20 protein-coding genes are annotated in these 22,363 nt (G+C 66.1%); 10 read left to right on the forward strand and 10 right to left on the reverse strand.

The features are described 5' to 3' along the window. The first annotated feature begins 14 nt into the window (after positions 1 to 14). The 4 genes from HOP59_RS13270 to HOP59_RS13285 all read left to right on the forward strand — a co-directional run bounded on the left by HOP59_RS13270 (position 15) and on the right by HOP59_RS13285 (position 4,193). Entirely contained in the window at positions 15 to 1,193 is a 1,179-nt protein-coding gene (locus HOP59_RS13270; protein WP_234254242.1) for an MFS transporter, read from the forward strand. Positions 1,194 to 1,219: 26 nt separating this feature from the next. Next, positions 1,220 to 2,611 (forward strand): YcjX family GTP-binding protein, encoded by a 1,392-nt coding sequence (locus HOP59_RS13275; RefSeq protein WP_234254243.1) that lies wholly within the window; start codon positions 1,220 to 1,222, stop codon positions 2,609 to 2,611. Further along, positions 2,608 to 3,654, forward strand: coding sequence for a YcjF family protein (locus HOP59_RS13280; protein WP_234254244.1), 1,047 nt, complete (start codon positions 2,608 to 2,610; stop codon positions 3,652 to 3,654). The genes HOP59_RS13275 and HOP59_RS13280 overlap by 4 nt, the downstream gene beginning before the upstream one ends. Positions 3,655 to 3,752: 98 nt before the next feature. Continuing rightward, complete coding sequence (locus HOP59_RS13285; protein ID WP_234254245.1) at positions 3,753 to 4,193, forward strand: universal stress protein; 441 nt, start codon at positions 3,753 to 3,755, stop codon at positions 4,191 to 4,193. Positions 4,194 to 4,256: 63 nt separating this feature from the next. On the opposite strand, the gene HOP59_RS13290 is transcribed toward HOP59_RS13285, so the two are convergent. The 7 genes from HOP59_RS13290 to HOP59_RS13320 form a co-directional block, all read right to left on the reverse strand. Then, positions 4,257 to 5,378 (reverse strand): ABC transporter ATP-binding protein, encoded by a 1,122-nt coding sequence (locus tag HOP59_RS13290; protein WP_234254246.1) that lies wholly within the window; start codon positions 5,376 to 5,378, stop codon positions 4,257 to 4,259. 37 nt (positions 5,379 to 5,415) lie between these two features. Further along, a complete protein-coding gene (locus HOP59_RS13295) occupies positions 5,416 to 6,294 on the reverse strand; it encodes a carbohydrate ABC transporter permease (RefSeq protein WP_234254247.1) in 879 nt (292 codons plus the stop codon). Further along, on the reverse strand, positions 6,287 to 7,219 hold the full coding sequence (locus tag HOP59_RS13300) for a carbohydrate ABC transporter permease (protein ID WP_086510782.1): 933 nt from the start codon (positions 7,217 to 7,219) through the stop codon (positions 6,287 to 6,289). Before HOP59_RS13300 ends, HOP59_RS13295 begins: the two co-directional genes overlap by 8 nt. Positions 7,220 to 7,297: 78 nt before the next feature. Next, positions 7,298 to 8,566, reverse strand: coding sequence for an ABC transporter substrate-binding protein (locus HOP59_RS13305; protein WP_234254248.1), 1,269 nt, complete (start codon positions 8,564 to 8,566; stop codon positions 7,298 to 7,300). Between the two features lie 135 nt (positions 8,567 to 8,701). Next, positions 8,702 to 10,189 carry an ATP-binding protein gene (locus HOP59_RS13310; protein WP_422676479.1) on the reverse strand — a complete coding sequence of 496 codons (1,488 nt, stop codon included), beginning with the start codon at positions 10,187 to 10,189 and terminating at the stop codon, positions 8,702 to 8,704. After that, positions 10,186 to 10,908 carry a response regulator gene (locus tag HOP59_RS13315; protein ID WP_234254249.1) on the reverse strand — a complete coding sequence of 241 codons (723 nt, stop codon included), beginning with the start codon at positions 10,906 to 10,908 and terminating at the stop codon, positions 10,186 to 10,188. Before HOP59_RS13315 ends, HOP59_RS13310 begins: the two co-directional genes overlap by 4 nt. Positions 10,909 to 11,046: 138 nt before the next feature. Then, positions 11,047 to 11,844 carry a Cof-type HAD-IIB family hydrolase gene (locus HOP59_RS13320; protein WP_234254250.1) on the reverse strand — a complete coding sequence of 266 codons (798 nt, stop codon included), beginning with the start codon at positions 11,842 to 11,844 and terminating at the stop codon, positions 11,047 to 11,049. Between the two features lie 182 nt (positions 11,845 to 12,026). Between HOP59_RS13320 and HOP59_RS13325 the strand changes: the two genes are divergently transcribed. From HOP59_RS13325 to siaD, 6 genes are all read left to right on the forward strand, one after another. Then, entirely contained in the window at positions 12,027 to 13,967 is a 1,941-nt protein-coding gene (locus tag HOP59_RS13325; protein ID WP_234254299.1) for an exoribonuclease II, read from the forward strand. 169 nt (positions 13,968 to 14,136) lie between these two features. Then, a complete protein-coding gene (locus HOP59_RS13330) occupies positions 14,137 to 14,283 on the forward strand; it encodes a hypothetical protein (protein WP_234254251.1) in 147 nt (48 codons plus the stop codon). Between the two features lie 11 nt (positions 14,284 to 14,294). Continuing rightward, complete coding sequence (gene siaA / locus HOP59_RS13335) at positions 14,295 to 16,211, forward strand: biofilm regulation protein phosphatase SiaA (RefSeq protein WP_234254252.1); 1,917 nt, start codon at positions 14,295 to 14,297, stop codon at positions 16,209 to 16,211. Next, positions 16,211 to 16,741: a biofilm regulation protein kinase SiaB gene (gene siaB, locus HOP59_RS13340; RefSeq protein WP_234254253.1), complete on the forward strand. Its 531-nt coding sequence runs from the start codon at positions 16,211 to 16,213 to the stop codon at positions 16,739 to 16,741. The genes siaA and siaB overlap by 1 nt, the downstream gene beginning before the upstream one ends. Before the next feature lie 17 nt (positions 16,742 to 16,758). After that, complete coding sequence (gene siaC, locus HOP59_RS13345; protein ID WP_010627765.1) at positions 16,759 to 17,148, forward strand: biofilm regulation phosphoprotein SiaC; 390 nt, start codon at positions 16,759 to 16,761, stop codon at positions 17,146 to 17,148. Beyond that, positions 17,145 to 17,921: a biofilm regulation diguanylate cyclase SiaD gene (gene siaD / locus HOP59_RS13350; protein ID WP_010627764.1), complete on the forward strand. Its 777-nt coding sequence runs from the start codon at positions 17,145 to 17,147 to the stop codon at positions 17,919 to 17,921. Before siaC ends, siaD begins: the two co-directional genes overlap by 4 nt. A gap of 47 nt (positions 17,922 to 17,968) precedes the next feature. Here siaD and HOP59_RS13355 read toward each other — a convergent pair whose 3' ends face one another. The 3 genes from HOP59_RS13355 to HOP59_RS13365 form a co-directional block, all read right to left on the reverse strand. Beyond that, complete coding sequence (locus HOP59_RS13355; RefSeq protein WP_234254254.1) at positions 17,969 to 18,853, reverse strand: urea carboxylase-associated family protein; 885 nt, start codon at positions 18,851 to 18,853, stop codon at positions 17,969 to 17,971. A gap of 71 nt (positions 18,854 to 18,924) precedes the next feature. Next, the gene (locus tag HOP59_RS13360) at positions 18,925 to 20,247 is read right to left on the reverse strand and encodes an HlyD family type I secretion periplasmic adaptor subunit (RefSeq protein WP_234254255.1); all 1,323 of its coding nucleotides are present in this window, start codon (positions 20,245 to 20,247) and stop codon (positions 18,925 to 18,927) included. Continuing rightward, positions 20,244 to 22,010 carry a type I secretion system permease/ATPase gene (locus HOP59_RS13365; protein ID WP_234254256.1) on the reverse strand — a complete coding sequence of 589 codons (1,767 nt, stop codon included), beginning with the start codon at positions 22,008 to 22,010 and terminating at the stop codon, positions 20,244 to 20,246. The genes HOP59_RS13360 and HOP59_RS13365 overlap by 4 nt, the downstream gene beginning before the upstream one ends. Between the last annotated feature and the right edge of the window lie 353 nt (positions 22,011 to 22,363).

Here is a 22,363-nt window from a genome sequence, read left to right on the forward strand (position 1 = left end):
CTCAGGAGGCCAACATGCCCTTCAACGTCATGCTGCTGTCGCTGTGCCAGGCCCTGCTGGTAAGCGGTAACATTCTGCTGATCGCGGTCTCGCCGCTGATCGGCGCACGACTCGCTCCCGATCCGGCCTGGTCCACGGCGCCGGTCGCCACCCAGTGGCTAGGGCTGATGTGTGCCACCATCCCCGCCTCGCTGATCATGGCGCGCCTGGGGCGCAAACGCGGCTTCCTGCTGGGTAACCTGATGGGGCTGGCCGGTGTGGTCGTCGCCGCCCAGGCGCTGGTGGCCGAGGCCTTCTTGCCGTTCATGCTGGGCACCTGGTTGCTCGGCATCGGTATCGGCTTCGGTCAGCTCTACCGCTTCGCCGCAGTAGAGGCGGCGCCGTTGGCCCTGCGCGACCGCGCCATCGGCCTGGTCATGGGCGGCGGCGTGCTGGCCGCCTTCTTCGGCCCGTGGCTGGCCCGCATCAGTCGCGAAGCGGCCGTCACGCCGTTCCTTGGCAGCTTCATCGGCCTGGGTGTGCTCTATCTGGTGGCCCTGCTGGTATTGCTGGCGACCCGGCTGCCGCCGGCCGAGAAGACCCACGGCGACGGTCAGCCGCGGCCGCTCGGCGAGATCCTGCGCCAGCCGGTGTTCGTGGTGGCGGTGCTCTCGGCGCTGATCGGCTACGGCGTGATGAACCTGGCGATGACCGCCACGCCGCTGGCCATGGCCGGCGCCGGCCACCACTTCGACCACGTCGCCACCACGATCCAGTGGCACGTGGTGGCGATGTTTCTGCCCTCGTTCTTCACCGGGCACCTGACCGCTCGCTTCGGCGCACCGCGCATGATCGCCGCCGGCTGCGTGCTGCTGGCGGCAAGCGGCCTGGCCGCCCAGGTCGAGGCCGGCGTGGCGGGCTTCCATTTCGCCTTGATCCTGCTCGGGCTGGGCTGGAACTTCACCTTCCTGCCCGCCACCGGGCTGCTCACCGAGACATACCGGCCGGTGGAGAAGGCCCGTACCCAGGCTGCCAACGAGTTCCTGGTCTTCTCAACCGTGGCCGTCACCGCGCTGCTGGCCGGGCCGCTGGTCAACCAGCTCGGCTGGGCGCTGCTCAACGCCCTGCTGGTGCCACTGTCGCTGATTCCCATCGTGCTGCTCGGCTGGCAACGCCTTGCCAGACGCCGCCAAGACCCTCACATTAGCGGCTGACACTGCTGTGAAGGGATTCCTCGCCAATGCGCCAGTCGCTCACCCGGGAGCTGACCAATCTGATCGAGCGCGGCCGCGACCGCCAGCTGCGGCTGGCGGTCACCGGGCTTTCGCGCTCGGGCAAGACCGCCTTTCTCACCTCGCTGGTCAACCAGCTGCGTCATGCCGGCCTCGAGGCGCGGCTCGACCTGATGCCGGCCGCCCGCGAAGGGCGGCTGCTGGGGGCGCGCCGGGTCAGCCAGCCCGACCTCGGCGTGCCGCGCTTTCCCTACGACCAGGCCATGGCGGCGCTGGATGCCGAGCCGCCACGCTGGCCCGAGCCCACCCGCGGTATCAGCGAGCTGCGCCTTTCGATCCGCTATCGCCCGGCACGCCGGGGCCTGCTGCGCGCCGAGACCGCCGAGCTCAATCTCGATCTGTTCGACTACCCCGGCGAGTGGCTGCTCGACCTGCCGCTGCTGGGTCACGACTATCTGAGCTGGAGCCGCGCCATGCTGGCCGGCGCCGGCGAACAGCGCCGCACCCTGCTGGCCGAGTGGGAGCGCGTCGCCGCCGAGCTCGACCCCACCGCCGAGGCCAACGAGGCCGAACTGGCTGAAGTCGCCACGCTCTACGCCCAGAGCCTGCAGGCCGCCCGCGAGGCGGGCTTCGCCAACCTGCAGCCGGGCCGCTTTCTGCTGCCGGGCGACCTGGAAGGCGCCCCGGTGCTGCAGTTCTTCCCCCTGCCGGCGCTGGCGGATGCCGACGATGCAGCGCTTGCCAAACTGCCGCCGGAAAGCGTCTACGCCACCCTCGCCGCGCGTTTTCACCACTACCAGCAGCACATCGTGAGGCCCTTCTATCGCGACCATTTCCGTCGCTTCGACCGCCAGATCGTGCTGGTGGACGTGCTCGGTGCGCTGAATGCCGGTCCGGAGCGCTTCGAGGATCTCTCCCAGGCGCTGGCCACGCTGATGCAGAGCTTCGATTACGGCAAGCGCAGCCTGCTCTCGCGGCTGTTCTCGCCGCGTATCGACAAGCTGGCCATTGCCGCCACCAAGGCCGACCACGTCACCCCGGAGCAGCACGCCAACCTGACCACATTGCTCGAGGCCCTGTTGGCCGAGCCGCTGCAGGACCTGCGCTACGCCAACGTGCCGGTCAAGGCGCTGTCGCTGGCGGCAATACGCGCCACCGAAGCGCATGAGGTGAGTCACAAGAACGAGCGCAGCCCGGCGCTGCGCGGTACCACCCTGGCGGGAGAAGAGGTGCTGGTGTTTCCCGGCGAGGTGCCGGCGAAGCTGCCCGAGGCCGGGTTCTGGGCCCGCCAGGGGTTCGACTTCCGCGCCTTTCGCCCCGCCCCGCGGGAGGGCGGTGCCCTGCCACACATCCGGCTCGATGCCGCCCTGGACTGGTTGATCGGAGACAAGCTGCAATGAGCGATCGTCGTCACGAGCCTACGGAGAACGACCCGCGTCCGGCTCGCCGTTTCACCCTTGACGAGCCGGCGACGCCTAGCCCGGAGACGCCACGGGCGCGGCTCGACTTCGACAGCCAACTGCCCACGCAGCCGTTAGAAGAAGCCCCCGTCAGCCGCGCCGAGCGCGACCTGGAGGCCAGCCTCGGCCGCCCGCGCAAGCGCCGCTGGGGCCTGCTGACGCTGCTCGGCGGCGGCATCGTACTGGGCAGCGTCGAACTGGCCTTGCGCCTGCCGCAGGCCCTGCTAGGCGGCGACTGGCTCAGCGGCGGTTGGCATCTGCTGGGGCTCGCTGCCATCGCCCTGGGGGCCGGGGCGCTGCTGCGCGAAGCGTGGCGGCTGCGTCGGCTGAAACGCCACGACGCCCTGCGTAGCCGTCTGGCCCGGCTGCCCGAAGCCGACGCTACCGAGGCGTCGAGCCTGGCCAAGACACTCAAGCAGCAGCTCGGGCTGGATGACGACCATCCCCACTGGCAGGCCTATCTTGCCGCCCGAGAGCCGCACCACGGCGGCGCGGAAATTCAGCAGTTGCTGGCCCACTATCTGCTCGCCCCCCGCGACCGCCAGGCCCGGCGTATGATCTCGCGCATGTCCGGCGAAACAGCGGTGATGGTGGCGGTCAGCCCACTGACGCTAGTCGACATGTTTCTGGTGGCGTGGCGCAACCTGGCGATGATCGACCGGATCTGCCGCCTCTACGGGCTGGAGTTGGGCTATGCCAGCCGCCTGCGCCTACTGCGCAACGTGCTCTACAACATGGCCTTTGCCGGGGCCACCGAGATGGCCAGCGATGCGGGGGTGGAGCTGCTCTCGCTCAATCTGGCCGGGCGCCTCTCGGCGCGGGCCGGCCAGGGCATGGGGGTGGGGTTGCTCACTGCCCGCCTCGGCCTGCGCACCCAGCGCCTGACCCGGCCGCTGGTATTCGGCCAAGGTGAGGCGCCGCGCATGGCCGATCTACGCAGCGAACTCTGGCAGCAGTTGAGGCGGCTGGAAAAGCAGGAATGATGACGGGATCCGACTCTCCCTTGATCCGGGTCATGACACTCGCTGCCCAAGGGTCTAGGCTCTGAATATGGACAGACCAACAACATAAGGAAACCGCCATGTTCAAATCGATCCTGGTTCCCGTCGATGGCTCCGAAGGCGCCAAGAAAGCGCTCGACGTCGCCTGTCTATTGGCCAATCAGGCCAACGCCGCCCTGCACCTCCTGCATATCCCCGAGGAGCTCTCCCACGAGACGACGCTGGTCTGGGGCATCGGTGCCATCGCCATCGAGGCCTCCCGCCCGGAGCGGGAAGACATCGGCCGGCAGGTCGTCGAGAAGGCGGCCGAAGCCGCGCGCGCCAATGGCGTGTCTCAGGTGGAGACCGTCGTCGGTCAGGGCGACCCGGCACGCACCATCGTCAGCGAGGCGCGCCGTCGCGGTGTCGAAGCCATCGTCATGGGCAGTCGTGGCCTGAGCGACCTGCGCGGGCTGGTGGTGGGCAGCGTGTCGCACAAGGTCAGCCATGTGGCCGAGTGCACGGTGATCACCGTACGCTGAAGCCGTAACGCACACAGGCCGCCTGTCAGGCAGGCGGCCTGTCTCTTTAATGGCACAGGCGGCTCAGGCCAGGCGCTTTTCCGTCTCGCGGTCGAACATGACTGCACGGCCCATATCGATGCGCAGGGTCAGCCGCTCGCCCGCCTTCACCCGGCACTTGGGCCCGACCCGGGCGGTGGCCTCACCATCCCCCAGCTTCAGCTGCAGCAGGATGTCCGCCCCGGTGGGTTCCACCACCGTGATGTGCGGCGTGAGTGCCACCCCCTCGTCATACTCGCTGAGTCGTGCATCGTCTTCGGTGAAGTGCTCGGGGCGCAGCCCGAGGATCACGCGCTCGCCGACCTTCCCAGCCAATGCCGGCGTTTCACGCTCCCGCGGCCAGGGCAGCTCCAGCGTCTCTTCTTCCGGGGTCTCCACGCGCAGCCGGTATGCCCCGCTTCCCCCCATCAGCGTGGCGCTGATGAAGTTCATCGACGGCGAGCCCATGAAACCGGCGACGAACAGGTCCACCGGATCGTTGTAGACCTCGTCGGGCGAGCCGAGCTGGAGAATGCGGCCGTCGCGCATCACCGCGATGCAGTCGGCCAGCGTCATCGCCTCGATCTGGTCGTGGGTGACGTAAACGATGGTGGTGCCCAGGCGCTGGTGCAGCTTCTTGATCTCGGTGCGCATGTCCACGCGCAGCTTGGCATCCAGGTTGGAGAGCGGCTCGTCGAACAGATAGACCTTGGGCTCCCGGGCCAGCGCGCGGCCCATGGCGACCCGCTGGCGCTGGCCGCCGGAGAGCTGCGAAGGCTTGCGCTCGAGCAGATGCGCGATCTGCAACAGCTCGGCGACCCGCTCCACCGCCGCCTCGCGCTCGGCCTTGGGCACCTTGCGCATCTCCAGGCCGAAGCTGATGTTCTGCCGCACGGTCATGCTCGGATAGAGCGCATAGGACTGGAACACCATAGCGATGTCGCGCTCCGCCGGGGTCTGCCAGGTGACGTTCTCGCCGGCGATACGGATCTCTCCGGTGGTGACCGGCTCGAGCCCGGCAATGGCGTTCATCAGGGTCGACTTGCCGCAGCCCGAAGGCCCCACCAGGATCAGAAACTCTCCCGAGTCGATCGCCAGGCTGACGTCCTTGAGTACCTGCTCGCTGCCGAAGTCCTTGCACACGTTGTTGATTTCAAGCGCTGCCATGTCGAAAACCTCTCGTTGTTCGGTGGTACAGAGGGCCTCAGCCCTTGACCGAGCCTGCCGTCAGCCCACGGACGAAATACTTTCCCGCCAGTACGTAGACGATCAGCGTGGGCAGCGCGGCGATCATTGCCGCCGCCATGTCGACGTTGTACTCGCGCGCCCCGGTGGAGGTGTTGACCAGATTGTTGAGCGCCACCGTGACCGGCTGGGTGTTGTGGGCCGAGAAGGCCACGCCGAACAGGAAATCGTTCCAGATCTGAGTGAACTGCCAGATCACCGAGACCACGATGATCGGCGCCGATACGGGCAGCAGGATGCGCCAGAAGATGCGAAAGAAGCCGGCGCCGTCGAGCTTTGCCGCCGAGACCAGCTCGGTGGGTACTGCCACGTAGAAATTGCGGAAGAACAGCGTGGTGAAGGCGATACCGAAGATCACGTGGACCAGGATCAGCCCCGCCCGCGAACTCGACAGCCCCAGCCAGCCCAGCGTCTGCGCCATGGGCAGCAGCACCACCTGAAACGGGATGAAGCAGCCGAACAGCATCAGCGCGAAGAGCAGCTCCGAGCCCTTGAAGCGCCACTTGGTCAGGGCGTAGCCATTGAGCGCGCCGATGGCGGTGGAGATCAATACCGCGGGCACCACGATGGCAATCGAGTTGAAGAAGTAGACCCCGATGCCTTCGCAGCGCATGCCGGTACAGGCCTCACCCCAGGCCTTGGCCCAGGGTGCCAGGGTCGGCTCCCGGGGCAGCGAGAGCAGCGTGCCGGGGGTGATCTCGGCCAGCGGCTTGACCGAGGTGATCAGCATCACCGCCAGCGGCAGCAGATAGAACAGCGCGGCCAGCAGCAGCACGGCGTAGAGCATGGCCCGACCGAGCCGCGCGCCCGGAGTGCGGCGACGAATGACATTATCCATGACGGCGGCTCCTCAATTCCGAGTAGAGATAGGGAATCAGGATCGCCAGCACGCCGCCCAGCATCAGCATGGCGCTGGCCGAGCCCAGACCGATCTGTGCCCGGGTGAAGGCATGGGCGTACATGAAGGTGGCCGGCAGATCGGAGGCGTAGCCGGGCCCGCCGCCGGTGAGCGCCACCACCAGGTCGAAGCTCTTGATGGCGATGTGCGAAAGGATCATCACCGCGCTGAACACCACCGGACGCAGACAGGGAATCACCACCCGCCAGTAGATGCGCGGCAGGCTGGCGCCATCGAGCTGGGCGGCCTTGAGGATGCTGTCGTCGATGCCGCGCAGCCCGGCGAGAAACAGCGCCATGACGAAGCCGGAAGCCTGCCACACCGCGGCGATCACCAGGGTGTAGACGGCCATGTCCGGGTCGACCAGCCAGTCGAAGCGGAAATTCTCGAAGCCCCAACTGCGCACCATGGCCTGGATGCCGAGACCGGGGTTGAGCAGCCACTTCCACACCACGCCGGTGACGATGAACGATAGCGCCATGGGATAGAGATAGATCGTACGCAGCGCGCCCTCCTGGCGAATGCGCTGGTCGAGCAGGATGGCGAGCACCAGCCCCAGTGCCAGGCAGATGGCCACGAACAGACCGCCGAACACCACCAGGTTGGTGGAAGCCACCCACCAGCGGTCGTTGGCCATCAGCCGCGCGTACTGGGCGAAACCGACGAACTCGTAGCTGGGCAGCATGCGCGAGTTGGTCAGCGAGAGAACGAAGGTCCACAGCATGAAGCCATAGACGAAGAACAGCGAGATGGCGGCAGAGGGTGCCAACACCAGCTTGGGCAGCCAGGCCTGGAGCAGGCCTGAGTGGCTGCGTCGGGCAGTGGAACCGGCGGTCGGGCGTGCCGCCGAACTTGACAGGGACATAACGGGAGACCTCGGGCTTGAGCGGCGTACCACCAGGGCGAACCTGGATTGCAGGTTCGCCCTATCGGTTGGCTACGGTCAGAGCGCGGCCTGGGCGGCGTTGACCATCCGACGAGCGGCTTCTTCGGCGGCCATGTCACGCGAGTTGAAGTAGTTGGTCACCACGTCGAAGATGGCGCCCTGGACGTCGGCACGTACCGCCATGCCGTGGGCCATGCTGGGAACCAGGCCGCCCTCCTCGGCGGTGCGCTGGAAGTCGTCCATTGACTGCTGGGCACACTGATCGAACTCGCTCATGTCGAGATCGGGCCGGGCGGGGATCGAGCCCTTGGCCAGATTGAAGGCCTCCTGGAAGGTCGGTTCCAGCACCAGACGCGCCAGGGCCTGCTGCGCTTCGCGCTCCGCTCCTTCGACACGGAACATGGCCAGGCTGTCGATGTTGAAGGTGAAGGCATCCTGGGTACCCGGCGCCGCGGCGCAGAGATACTCCTCGCCGGCGGTGAGCCCGGCGGCGGTGAACTCGCCCTTGGCCCAGTCACCCATCAGCTGCATGCCGGCGCTGCCCTCGATCACCATGGAGGTGGCGATGTTCCAGTCGCGGCCAGACATGTCGGCGTCCATCAGCTCACGCAGACGCTTGAAGGTCTCCAGCGCCTCGATCATCCGCTCGCTGCCCAGCGCTTCGGGGTCGAGCTCGACCAGCGCCTGCTGGTAGAACTCGGTACCGCCGCTTGCCAGCAGCACGCTCTCGAACACGGTGGCGTCCTGCCATGCCTGGCCGCCGTGGGCCAGCGGGATGAAGCCCGCCTCACGGATCGCCTCACCGGCCTCGAACAGTTCGTCGAGGGTGGTGGGCATCTCCACGCCGGCGGCTTCGAGCACTTGGGGGTTGGCCCACAGCCAGTTGACCCGGTGCACGTTGACCGGCACCGCCACATAGCTGCCGTTGTGACGCATGACGTCGGCCACCGTGGGCGGCAGCAGCTCGTCCCAACCTTCGGCCTCGGCCACCTCGTCGAGCTCGCCGAGCAGGCCCAACTCACCCCACTCCTGAATCTCCGGCCCCTTGATCTGGGCAGCCGACGGCGGATTGCCGGACATGGCCCGCGACTTGAGTACGGTCATGGCCGTTTCGCCGCCGCCACCGGCCACGGCAAAGTCTTCCCAGCCGTAGCCTTCGGCTTCCATCAGCTCCTTGAGTACGTTGGCCGCACGGGCCTCGCCGCCCGAGGTCCACCAGTGAAGGACCTCCACCTCGGCGGCCTGAACGCTGAACGTCAGTGACGTTGCTGCCGCGGTGGCCAGGGCCAGGGCCGTCTTGCGCAAGGGATTCTCGAGAAGGGTCATCGGCATGCTCCTGCTGTTGTTATTGAACAGTTATTGAAACTGTTATCGAGACCGGTGATGGCCGGCATGCCAGTAACGTTAACCGAGAGCGGGTGTGACTGGGGTTACCTAGTCCTGCAAAGCATTGCAGCCCTATTACAGCGGCGTAACATCCTGCGGACGCGGTAGCGAGAGCGTAACCACCAGCCCGCCTTCGGGATGGTTGGACAGCGCAATGTCACCGCCCGTGGCGCGGGCGATGTGCCGGGCGATACCCAGCCCCAGACCGCTACCGCCGGTGTTGCGGCTGCGTGAGGGTTCGAGACGCACGAAGGGAGCGAATACCCGCTCGTGCTGCGCCTCGGGAATGCCCGGACCGTGGTCGCGGATGACGATGGTCAGACGCTGCGGCGAGTCGACCAGCGTCACCTCGGCACGCCGACCGTAGAACACCGCATTCTCCAGCAGATTCGCCAGGCAGCGCTTGAAGGCCAGCGGCTTCACCGGCAGCGGAGCGGCATGACCGTGCAGCGTCACCACCCCACCCTGCAGCGTCAGCTCGTCGGCCAGCTCGGCCAGCAGTTCACCGGGCTCCACCTCGGTCACCTCCTCGTGCAGGTCGAAGCCCTTCACCGAGGCCAGCGCCCCCTTCACCAGCAGATCGAGCTCGTCGAGCGAGGCGCAGAAACGCTCGCGCTGTACCGGATCGTCGAGCATCTCGGCCCGCAGGCGCAGCCGGGTGATGGGTGTCTTGAGATCATGGGAGATGGCCGAGAACAGCCGCTCGCGCTCGTCGACCTGATCGCGAATGCGCTCCTGCATGCGATTGAACGCCGCCGCTGTGGCCGCCACCTCACGCGGCCCGCTCTCGCGCAGCGGCGGCGCATCGAGGTCGTCGCCAAGCTGGCGCGCCGCTCGCGACAGCCGTGCCAGCGGTCGGGTCACGCTGCGAATCCCGAGCAGGGCCAGGCCGATCACCGTGAGTAGGACCATCAGGCTCGCCAGCAGTCGTTCGCCCGACAGCCAGCCGTGTTCATTGAACAGGTCGGGCACTGGCAGCAGCGTGGCCACGTAGAGCCAGGTGTCGGGGCCGAGCTCCATCTGCACCACCAGGATTGGCGGCGACAGCGGTTCCATCAGCAGACTGTGCTGGCCCCAGCGCGGCGGCAGGTCGTGCAGTAGCACCTCGTTGTTGTAGACGCGCAGGGTCTCGGCCCGGGAGAACTCCACCAGTACATCGTCGATGTTCAGCTCGGCGGTGAGGATCTCACGAAAGTTGTCCACGACCAGGCGTTTTTCCGGCCCTGAGCCGATGTCCTCGACCGGGATGCGCCGCTCGTTGACGCTGACGAAGAAGCGCGTGCCGCCCATGTTGCGCAGCTGATCGAGCACGATATGACGATACTCGAAGGGCAGCGAACGGAAGAAGCGCATGGTCGAGGCCACGCTGAAGGCGACGTTGCGCGACAGCTCGTCGAGCTGCTCGAGCTGGCTGGAGCGCACCTGAGAGGTCCACACGGCGTAGCTGGCCAACTGAGCGCTGAGCACGCCGACCAGCATGATCAGCACGAAGCGTCCGCGCAGGGTTCGCGGCAGCAGGCGCGCCAGGCGACGCTGCCAATGGCGGCGCAGTTCCTCGTTCACGTCAGCGCTTCGACCCGGGCGGTGAAGACGTAGCCCGCACCGCGCACGGTACGAATCATCTGATGATAGTGGGCATCCTCGCCGAGGCGCTGACGCAGCCGGCAGACGTGCACGTCGATGGAGCGATCCAGCGGCGGTGCCGGACGCCCGCGGGTCAGCTCATACAGCGCCTCCCGCGAGAGGACCTGCTCGGGACGCTCGAGAAACACCTGCAGCAGCTGGAAATCGGCCCCCGAGAGCGGCGTGCGCTCGTCGCGCTCGTCGATCAGTTCGCGAGTCATGCGGTCGAGCCGCCAGGCCCCGAAGGCTACCAGCCGGGCACGGGCCGGATCGGCTGGCGAACCGCCGCGGGCACGCCGCAGCACCGCCTTGATACGCGCCAGCAGTTCGCGCGGGTTGAACGGCTTGCCCAGATAGTCGTCGGCGCCCAGCTCCAGGCCGAGAATGCGGTCGGTCTCGTCGGCGCTGGCAGTGAGCATGATGATCGGCACGTCGCTGTCGCGGCGAATGTCGCGGCAGATGGTGAAACCGTCGTCGCCGGGCAGCATGATGTCGACGATCAGCAGATCGGGGGTTTCGCTCGTCAACAGGCCGTGCAGCGCCTTGGCATCCTCGGCAGCCAGGGCGCGATAGCCGTGACGTCCGAGATAGTCGACCAGCAGTTCGCGTATTTCGGGGTCGTCGTCGACCACGATCAGAGTGGCGGGCGTTGTGGTCATCGTCTTCCGATGGCAGGGGCGATGCCTGGGGTAGGCAAAGCCGTGAATCGTTGTCGTTATGGCATCGATGATGGGCATGCACTCGTGGCACGGCAAGGGGGCCTAGACCAACGTCGCAACGCTCGCTCCCGCTTGATCCTAGAGCGAAAAGCGCTCCCGCAGATGCCGGGCCACGGCGCTTTCGGCGTGATGGCCGATCCGGCGAGCCACGGGCACCCGTTCGAACAGCGTGGGATGCGCGTTGGCCATCACGTGGGCTTCGCCGGCAAGACGGAGCATCTCGGTATCGTTGAGGTTGTCGCCGAAGGCCAGACAGCGCTCGCTATCGATGTCGAGGGTAGCCAGCAACGCCTTGAGCGCCGTGCCCTTGTTGACGCCACCGGCCATGATCTCCAGCGAATTGACCGTGGAATAGGTGACGTGCAAGCGCTCCCCGTGACTCGAGCGAACCTGGGCCTCGAGCCCGGCCAGCCGCTCGGGATCGCCGATGTAGAGCACCTTGCCCACCCCTTCACCATCCAGGCTCGATGGCTCCACTACCCGGTAACCGAAGCCGGTATGAGCGTGGTAGGCCAGCAGGCGCGGCTCAGGGGCGTCGATCAGCCATTCGTGTTCCAGATAGAGGTTGAGGCGCACGCTGTCGTGGCGCTCCAAGGCGATCAGCTCACGGGCCAGCTCCGCCTCGAGATGGCGCGAAGCCAGCAGGTCGCCTTCCGGCCCATGCAGGTAGGCCCCATTGGTGCTGATCACGTGGAGCGGCACGCCCAACCGTTCGCGGAAGGCCAGCATGTCGCGGAAATGGCGCCCTGAGGCGAAGGCCAGATGATGCCCCTGCCCGGACAGCAGGCGCAGGGTCTCGACGGTTTCGGGATGCAGGTCGTGGTTGGCGTCGAGCAGGGTGCCATCGAGGTCGGAGACGATCAGGTGAGGTGTCATGGCGTCCATTCCTTCGAATACCCGCTAGAGGCTAACGCAGCCGACGAGGCTTGCCCAGCATACGAGGCATTTCTGCCCTGCCGCGCCAAGCGATTGTTTTGTCGTGACCGGCCCAGCAACGTTTGGCGCCGGCTGCGGGAATCCGTATAGTGGCCCTCCTATCCCGCCACACGTTCGTGATCATGCTGCAGAACAACCCGCTGCTCGCCCAGCTCAAGCAACAGATTCGTGAGACCACGCCGCGCGCCGAGGGGGTCATCAAGGCCACCGACAAGGGCTTCGGCTTTCTCGAAACCGACGACGGCCAGTCCTACTTCGTGCCGCCGCCTGCCATGAAGCAGGTGCTGCATGGCGACCGCGTCCAGGCCGTGATTCACGAGAATGGCGACAAGACCTCCGTCGAGCCCGACACGCTCCTCGAAGCGGGCCTGAGCCGCTTCATCGCTCGCGTGCAGAAGCGTGAGGGCCGCCTGGCCGTGGTGCCCGACCACCCTTCGATCAACAACGTGCTCAAGGCGCGCATCAAGAACAGCCTCGACGAGGCCAGCATCGGCGATGCCGACTGGGTCGTGGCGCGGCTGGTGCGCCATCCGCTCAAGCCCGACGATCGCGTGTTCTTTACGCAAATCGACGAGCTGGTGGCCAAGGCCGACGACCCTGCCGTGCCGTGGCGGGTGACCCTGGCGCGTCACGCGCTGGAGCAGGAGTGCCCCGAAGCCGGCAACGACTGGCCGCTGCGTGACGAGGGACTCGAGCGCGAGGATCTTACCGCCGAGCCTTTCTTCACCATTGATAGCGAGAAGACCCGCGACATGGACGATGCCCTGCGCATCGAACCGCGGGATGAAGGCGGCTGGCGTCTGACGGTGGCTATCGCCGACCCCACCGCCTACGTGGAGGAGGGGCATGCCGCCGACCTGGAGGCCCGCACGCGCGCCTTCACCGTCTACCTGCCGGGCCAGAACGTCACCATGCTGCCCGAGCAGTTGGCCGACGACCTCTTCTCGCTGCGCGAAGGCGAAGAGCGGCCGGTGCTGGCGTGCACGCTGAATGTGGAAGCCGACGGCAGCCTCGGCGACTACCGCTTCTTTGCTGCCCGCGTACGCTCCCGGGCCAAGTTGGTCTACGACCGCATCTCCGACTGGCTCGAAGGCCAGGGCGAATGGACGCCGGCCGAGGAGATCGCCGGCCAGCTGCAAGCGCTGCGCGAGCTGACCGAGGCGCGCAGTGCCTGGCGCACCGAACATGCGCTGGTGTTCAAGGATCGCCCCGACTACGTGTTCGACCTGGATCCGGCCGGCAACGTGCTCGACGTGCGCATCGAGCAACGGCGCATCGCCAACCGCATGATCGAGGAGTCGATGATCGCGGCCAACGCCTGCTGCGCCCACTTTCTCGCCGAGCACATCGGTCACGGTATCTTCAACGTGCATCGCGCTTTCGACCCCGAGAAGGCCCAGGCCGCCCATGAGTTCCTCACCGCGCAGCAGATCGAGGTCGAGCTCGAGGCGCTCTCCGAGCTGCCGCGCTACAAGGAGCTCAAGCGCGCACTGGAGAGCCGCGACGACGCCTGGCTCGACGCCCGCCTGCGCCGCTTCCAGGGCTTCACCAGCATGTCGGCCCGCCCCGGCCCGCATTTCGGCCTGGGGCTGAACGCCTACGCCACCTGGACCTCGCCGATTCGCAAGTACGGCGACATGGTCAATCACCGGTTGATCAAGCGCGTGCTCAAGGGCGAGCAGGCCCCGGCCGAGGCGACCCAGGCGCTGACCGAGCAGCTCACCGAACGCCGCAAGCTCAACCGCATGGCCGAGCGCGACGTCAAGGACTGGCTCTACGTGCGCTATCTGACGCCTGCGGCCAAGGAGCAGCAAGACTTCGAAGCGGAGATCTTCGGCATCACCCGCGGCGGGATGCGCGTGCGTCTCACTGCCAACGGTGCCACCGCCTTCGTACCCGCTCCGATGCTGCACAGCGATCGCGACAAGGTGGTCATCGACGACAAGGAAGGTCGCATCCAGGTCGAGGGCGAAGAGCGCTACAAGCTCGGCGACGTGATCCGCGTGGCGCTGATCGAAGCACGCGAGGAGACCCGTTCGCTGGTGGCACGTCCGGCCTCCTAGACAACTATGCGTCGCTGAGTGACTGCAATGCCCGGCCCGCAGAGCCGGGCATTTTTTATCTTTGTCATCCTCTCGCTTTGCGCCCGGGCTTGTGGCATTTTTAGCTGAAAAACATCACACCTCGAGGCTGACGCCCATCAGTCTCGCCAGCGCAGGGATTCCCAATACCATGGCCGCACGATGGGGGCTACGTGGCAAGTCGATCGCGACCCTGCTTCTTGCCTGTCTTCTTGCCTTGATTCCCGCCGTTCTGCTGGGCTGGAAGGCGGTCGACGACGTACGCCGTCATTTCGCCAACGCTTATGCCGAGAATTAACCCTGCTGCATATGCAGAAGATTCATGCGCCGATATCGCGAGAGCTGGCCCTGGCCCAGCGCTTCGCCGACAACCTGGCGCTGCGGCAGTGGCTGAACGATGAAAGAGATCCGCGGCTTCAGGCGCGTTTCTTCGAAGAGGCCGAGGGGTTTCGCCAGGACTTTGCCGACCGCTCCTACTTCGTGATCGTCGACGCCAGCGGTGACTACTACTACATCGACGCCACCGATGCCGGAAACGCCATGCCGACCCCGCGTTACCGTCTGGATGGCGCCCAAGCCAACGATGCCTGGTACTTCCAGATCACTCGGAGCCAAGAGCCTTATAACCTCAACGTCAACGTCGACCATGAGCTCGACGTGACCAAAGTCTGGCTCAACGTTCAGGTTCGCGAGGACGGTGCCTTGCTGGGCCTGGCCGGTACCGGTTTCGAACTCGGCGACTTCCTCAATGCCTTCATTCGCGATGAGGCGGAAGGGGTGACGCCAATGATCGTCGACCGCCAGGGCGCGCTGCAGGCCCACCCGTCACTTGAGCGAATCGCCCTCGGCTCGGGAGCGGGAGACGTCGACGGTGAGCGTACCATCCATGTCCTGCTCGGCAGCGACGAGCAGCGGGCCACGCTGACCGCAGCCATGTTGGCGGCCAACGGCTCCCCTGAGGTGATCCAGACCCTATGGGCCACCCTCGAAGGACGCGAGCGCCTGCTCTCGGTGGGCTACATTCCCGAACTGGACTGGTACCTGATCACCGCGCTGGACATGAGCGTGGCCAACATTCTCGATCAGCGCTGGCTTTGGCCGCTGTTGATTGCCGCCGCGCTGATCCTGGGGGTTCTGCTCACGGTCATCGCCCTGGCCACCGAGCGACTGATACTGGCGCCTCTGAGTCGTTTCAAGCAGTCGGCCCAGGCGATCGCCGCCGGTCACTACGACTCACCGCTGCCGACCTCGCGTCGCGACGAAATCGGTGAGCTGTCACAGGCCTTCTCGCACATGGCCAACCAGGTGCAGCGTCATACCCGCGAGCTGGAAGAGAAGGTTCAGGAGCGTACCCGGGAGCTCGAACTGGCCAACGCCGAGATGGCCGCCACCCAGAAGAAGCTCAACGACTCCATCGACTACGCCAGCTTCATTCAGCGCGCCATCCTGCCCGACCAACAGCTCGAGCTGCATCTCGAGCATCATCATGGCGTGTTGTGGAAGCCACGAGACACGGTGGGCGGTGACTTCTACCTGTTCCGCCCCGGCCAGGGCGGCTACCTGTTCGGTGTCGTGGACTGCGCCGGCCATGGCGTTCCCGGCTCGCTCATGACCATGCTGGCCAGAGCCATTCTCGACCATGCCATCCTCAAGCTCGGGCACGAGGATCCAGCGGCGATCCTCAACGAAACCGATCGTCAGAGCCGCGAAGTGCTGCGTGCCGAGGAGCTCCCCGCCTCCGTTGCCACCAACATGGATATCGGCCTGGCCTGGGTGGATCTGGATTCACGCAAGGTCACCTTCGCCGGGGCCAAGATCGGCCTTTACACTAGCGACGGCACGGCACTGACGCACCTTCAGGGCGACCGGCGACCGCTGGGCCACAAGCGCCGGATCGAATATCGCAACCAGACCGTCGACCTTCGCCCTGGCTGGACCTATTCGCTGTGCACCGATGGCTTCTTCGACCAGGCCGGCGGCAGCGAAGGCTTCGGCTTCGGCAACTCGCGCTTCGAGGCACTGCTCAGGCAGCACGCCCAGCGCTCCCTGCCGGAACAGATGAAGGCCTTCGAACAGGCGCTGCGCGACTACCAGGGTAATCTGCCACAGCGCGACGACATCACCTTGTTGAGCTTCCGCTTCACCGAGCAGGACCGTCCGCCCGGCAGCGACCCAACCACTCCGCTCCCTGCCATGGCAGGCGCCACATCACAGGAGAATGTGTGATGAACCTGTTGAGCATGCGCGAAAGCTATCTCGAGCAGCGCATCATGCTGTGCTTCAATGGCCCGATCTCACGTAGCCTGATCGAGGAGATCGGTAACGCTTTGCGCAACTACCTGAACTCCCAGCAGGCCACTCCGACGGATGCCATGGACGTCTTCGCCGCTTACATCGAAATGACCCAGAACATCCGGCACTATGCCATGCGCCTTGGCTACGATGAGGAGGCCGCTTCGGCCACGGTGGCGGTAGCCAAGGATGCCCAGGGCCATTACCTGGTTTCCGCCGGCAATCTGGTGGAATACATCGACGGCGAAGCACTGCTCCGCACCATCGAGTCGCTTGCCAAGCTCGACAAGCTGGAGCTGAAACAGGCCTACAAGAAGCAGCTGCGCATGCCGCGTGGCAACGTAAGCTCCGGCGCTGGCCTGGGACTCCTGGACATCGCACGCAAGTCGAGCGAGCCAATGCGGGCCTCTCTCGAGCCACTGCCCGACGGAAGAGGCTTCTTCAGCCTCACCGCCGTGATCTGATCAGCCGAGTGCTAGTAATGACCAACGACCTCAACATCCCCGGCAGCCAGTCCACGCCTACCATCATCAGCGACTGGCAGGCCGGCCTACTCACCATGCAAGGCGACTCCTACCCGGAGAACTCCTTCGAACTGTTCGATCAGGTGATCGACTGGGTCAAGCGCTTCCTCGAGGAGGAGTCACGCCCACTGACGCTGGAGCTGGCGTTGGTCTATCTCAACACCAGTTCGGTCAAGGCCATGATGGATATCTTCGATCTGCTGGAAGAAGCACACCAGGAAGGACGCGGCATCCAGGTCACCTGGCTCTACGATCCACGCAACGAGCGCATTGCCGAACTCGCCGAGGAGTTCCGCGAGGACTGCACCTTCGCATTCGCCATCACTCCTGCGCAGGCCCCGGAATGACCCGCGAGGAAACCGAGCTGATGGCGCAGGTCGAGGCGCTACTGAACGACCCCGCGCATGCCGATAGCCCGCTGCGCCCGGCCCTGGCGCGCCTGCATGCATTTCACCGCGCCGAGAAACAGCGGTTGGAACGACTGGTGACGATCGCCGATGGATACCAGCGTTACGTGCGCGAGGACGAACGCAAGGCCCAGCGCCGCTACCAGAAGTCGCTGCACCGACAGGAAAAGCTATCGCGCATTTCCGACGGCTACCAGCGGCTCATGCACGAACGCAACAGCGCCCTGCGTGAGGCCTCGACTCACGATCTTCTGACCGGTCTACCCAATCGGCGCTTGATCGACGAGCGGCTACCCAAGCTGGACGAGCGCAAGCGTTACACCCTGGTGATGCTCGATATCGACCACTTCAAGCAGATCAACGACCGGCACGGACACGAAGCCGGCGACCTGGTACTGGTGTCCATCGCCCAGACCATCCGTCAGGAGCTGCGCGATTACGACCTGTGTGTACGCTGGGGCGGTGAGGAGTTCCTGCTGCTGCTGGCCGATACCGGCCTCTCCGAGGCCAGTACCATCGTCGATCGCTTGCGCCAGCGCTTGGCCGAGCAGGCGGTCCAGGTGGGTGACAGCCGGCTCTCGATCACCGCCAGCGCGGGGCTGAGCGAATACCGCGACGGCGAGGATCTGCTCAACCATACCCTGCTACGCGCCGACCAGGCCCTGCTCCAGGCCAAGCGCAGCGGACGGGATCGCAGCTGCGTCGCCGAGTGAGCCCTTAGCTCGCGGTAAAAAAGCCCTCAGCGCCTTGCGCACGAGCCTCAGCGATCGGCACGCCGCCGTTTCTCCTCTCCCCAGTCGACGGCGGGGCCCGTGAGGCCATGCCCACCGGCATAGGGCGAGGGCACCGGTGGCTGCCAACCGGTCAGCAGTTCAGGCGCGAGAGAGAACACCTCGACCCCGATGGGGTGACAGGTCAGCAGCGGATCGCCGGCATTCGGCCCCCACAGTTCCACCGAGAGATCGCCACCCGGGCAGCAGGACAGCGCGCACAGCAGGTCGATCTCGGCAAACAGCTCCAGGTAATCGCCCTGCCGCGCCGGACAGGCCTTCATGAAATACTGGTCGTCTTCGTTGAGGCCGGTGCACTGGAACACGTTGAGCACGTCGTGCACGTCGAACTCGGTGAGGCCATGCGGCAGCACGGCGCGTACCAGGTTGGAGTGGCAGTGATGATCGAAGTCATCGCCGGTGAGCAGGCGATTGACGTAGGGGTCACAGCGAGTTCCCAGCAGATCGTGAATACGTCCGCCCTGTTCGTCCATGCCGCTACCGTCGACGCCATAGCCCGCCAGGCTGTCATCGATGATCGTGGCCATGGGGCGCAGATAGGGCAGCGTCGACCATAGCCGATCGAAGGTGGAAACGTGGGCACGCTGTAGCTGACGGGTGCGCGAGGCCCAGAAACGTTCTCGCGGGTTGTGCCGGTTCCACAGGTTGAGGTCACCGACCTGCGGCCCCTCCAGGGTCGTGAGCCGCATCACGTGCCCTGCAGGCACCTGCCACGCCCGCCCCTCGCGAATCGGCACCACCAGCGAGTCGACGCGCTCCCGGGCCGTTGGGTCGGTCAGCCGCGAATAGAACGTTCTGTCGACGTCGAGGACGGAGCCTCGGGTCGCCTGATAGGCGGCGGGTACCTTGTTCATCGTGGTTCTCCAAGCTCGTTTGCCTCAGCCTAGCCGATAGCGCGCCACCTCACGTCAACGCAGCCGAACGGCTAGCCGCGCATGGCCCGGGCCAGGACGTCGCTGAACGGCTCTAGCAGGTAGCTGGCGAAGGTACGCTCGCCGGTATGGATCATCACCTCGGCCGGCATGCCCGCCACCAGCCGCATCTCCTCGTGCAGCCGCGTCTCGTCCACGGCGATGCGCGCCAGGTAATAGTCGCTGCCCGTGGTCTCGTCCACCAGGCTGTCGGCGGAGAGATGGACGAGCTCGCCTTCGACGGCACGGCTCGAGCGCTGGTCGAAGGCAGTGAAGCGGATGCGCGCCGCCTGCCCGGGATGCAGGCTGTCGATCTCGTGGACCGGCACGCGCGCCTCGACCACGAACCCTTCGTCCACCGGCACGATGTCCAGTACCGCATCGCCCGGATCGATCACCGCGCCGCTGCTGCGTAGGCGCAGGTCGACGACGCTGCCCGCTACCGGCGCTCGCACGGCAGTGCGCCGCACTTCGTCCTCGAGCGCGGTGATGCGCTCCTCGGCGTCGGCAATCTGCGCCTGCACGTCCCGCAGTTGCTCGCCGGTCTCCTGCAGGAACTCCTGGCGCAGTATCTGCCGCTGCAGACGGTTCTCGCTGATCTGCGCGTCGATGCTCGCGGCATTCGACTCCTGCTGAGCCGTCTCCCCTTGCAGCTCGAGAAGATCACGCTCCAGCTCACGCAGACGCTGCCGATCGCCGTGGCCACGCTCGAACAGGCTGCGCAGGTCCTCCGCCTCCTCGTCCAACGAGGCGCTTCGCTGCCGGCTGACCTTGATCAGCGCTTCCAGACCATCGCGCTGCTCGCGATACTGATGGGCCTGCTGCTCGAGGGTGGCCAGGGTGCCGTCGAGCGTCTGCCGGCGGGCGAAGAACAGCCCCTGCTGCACCGCCAGCGCTTCGCGGACACGACGCGACTGACTGTTGCGCAGCTCGGCAGGAAACGTCAGCGTCTCGCGCTCGGCCAGCTCGGCCGACAGCCGCACTTCACTGGCCCGGTTGAGCAGATACTGGTTGCGTGCCAGCTGAAGCTGCGAACGCGCCCGGGTATCGTCGAGCACCACCAGAACCTCGCCCGCCTCGACTCGGTCGCCATCGGCTACCCGGATCTCGCTGACGATACCGCCTTCGTAGTGCTGCACCGAGCGCGTGAATGAAGCCGCCGTTACCTTGCCCGACGCCACGACCCCCACCGCCAGATTGGCTGCCACCGCCCAGCCACCGAAGCCGCCGAAGGCAATCATCAACACCAGCAGGCCGATGCGCTGCCAGGGGCGCGGATCGACGGGCGGGGCCGGCGTGGCCGCGGCAGGTGGCGCCGGTTGCTGCGGATAGATCATGTGCCCGCCTCGTGCGTTGTACGCCGGGGCGGCGCGGGCCGGCTCGACGGTCGTGCCGAGGCTTCGCGCCTGCTCGCGGAGGCCTCCAGCCGGGCCAGCACCTCTTCACGGGCTCCCTGCAGACGCAGATGCCCCTCGTCGAGCACCAGCAGCGTATCGACGCTTGCCAGTACGCTGCGCCGATGGGTGATCACGAACAGGGTGACGCCATCCCGCTTGAGGCGTTCCAGCGCCGCCATCAGCGCGCGCTCACCGGTATCGTCGAGATTGGCGTTGGGCTCGTCGAGCACCACCAGCACCGGGTCGCCATACAGGGCCCGGGCCAGGGCCACCCGTTGACGCTGACCGCGCGACAGCACCACGCCGGAACGGCCGAGTCGGGTCTCATAGCCCGCCGGCAGACGCAGGATCATGTCGTGCACGCCGGCCTTGCGCGCTGCCTCGACCACCCGCTCGGGGCATGGCTCATCGAAGCGGGCGATGTTGTCACTCACCGTGCCGTCGAAAAGCTCGATCTCCTGGGGTAGATAGCCCAGGAAAGGCCCCAAGGCGGCGCGGTCCCACTGCTCGAAGCTGGCCCCATCGAGGCGTATCGCCCCCCTCGCCGGCGCCTGGGCGCCGGCCAGCAGACGGGCCAGGCTGCTCTTGCCGGCCGCGCTCGGCCCGACGATGCCGACGTGTTCGCCGGGTTCGACGCGAAAGGCGATGTCGTCGAGTACGGCCCGGTCGGACCCCGGCACCAGCAGCGTGGCCGACTCTACCGTCACCTCTCCGCGGGGGGCGGGCAGTGCCAGGCGCTGCCGTTCGGCGGGCATTTCCCTGAGCAGCGTCGCCAACCGCCGATAAGCGTCGCGGGCGCTCACCAACCCCCGCCAGCCGCCGATCATGCCGCCGATCATGCCGTCGATGGGCGCCAGGGCGCGGGCCAGAACGATGGAAGCGGCGATCATGACGCCCGGCGTGATACGCCCCTCGAGCACCAGCAGCGCCCCCAGACCGAGGATCAACGACTGGAATGTCAGGCGCAGGGTCCTGGCGAGCTGGATCAGGCCGCTGGCCCGGTCGCTCGCGCGAGACTGCAGGACGAGGGCGGCCCGATGTCTGGCCAGCCAGCGCTGCCGCAGCGTCGGCAGCATGCCCAGCGAGCGGGCGACTTCGGCGCCGTTCAGGCTCTCCGCGACCTGCTCGCGCGCCTCGCGATAGCGCTCTCCCGCATCCTGCATGAGCCCCCGGGTCAGCTTTTCATTGGTCAGCGTCAGGCCGAGCAGCACCAGCCCTGCCAGGCTGGCGAAAACGCCGAGCCAGGGGTCGAAGAGAAACAGCAGGGTCAGATAGAGCGGAACCCAGGGGGCATCGAAGAAGGCGAAGAGCGCATTGCCGGAAACGAACTGGCGCAGCGTGCGCAAGTCATCAAGCGGCTGCACCGAGGTACGCCCCTCGCCGGCAAGTTGCCGGGCGAATACGGCTTGGTGCAAGCGCGCCCCCAGCCGAGCATCGAGGCGGTTGCCGATACGCACCAGCAGGCGTGAGCGCACCACATCGAGAAAGCCCATGACCGCCATCAGGAACAGGACGACCAGGGTAAGCAGCAGCAGCGTCTCACGGCTGCCGGTGGTAATGACACGATCGTACACCTGGAGCATGTAGAGCGCCGGCACCAGCATCAGGGCATTGACGAAAAGACTGAAGCCGAGCACCCACATCAGGGTCGGCCGGCACTGACGCAGCGCTCTTGCGAGATCGTCGACGGTCTCGGCGGCCATGGCTTGTATCCCTCCCGCAGAGATACTCTGCTCGCACTCGTGGCACGAGAGCGGCGGTATGAAGGCTTGAAGCGGGGCAGCCTAACAGAGCCGCAGCGAAGCCATGACTACGGAATGATGGTTTTCGTAACGACGGGTCTTGTTATGTTTCTTCCCCAGACTACCTCTCTCTTCATTTGCCATGAGCTTCGCCGCTTAGCATCACTCCCCGGACAATTTTTCTAGGTTGAATTAAGTGTTACAAAGCCGGAAAGCCTGTCCGATTGCCACCCTTTTGGCGCCTAGACCGCCTGTTTTTCTCGCCGCCAAGCGTTTAGCATCTCGCCGCCCGTCACATCGCAAACCTCGCAAAT

It is taken from the genome of Billgrantia aerodenitrificans (assembly GCF_021404405.1).
Taxonomy (GTDB): domain Bacteria; phylum Pseudomonadota; class Gammaproteobacteria; order Pseudomonadales; family Halomonadaceae; genus Halomonas; species Halomonas aerodenitrificans.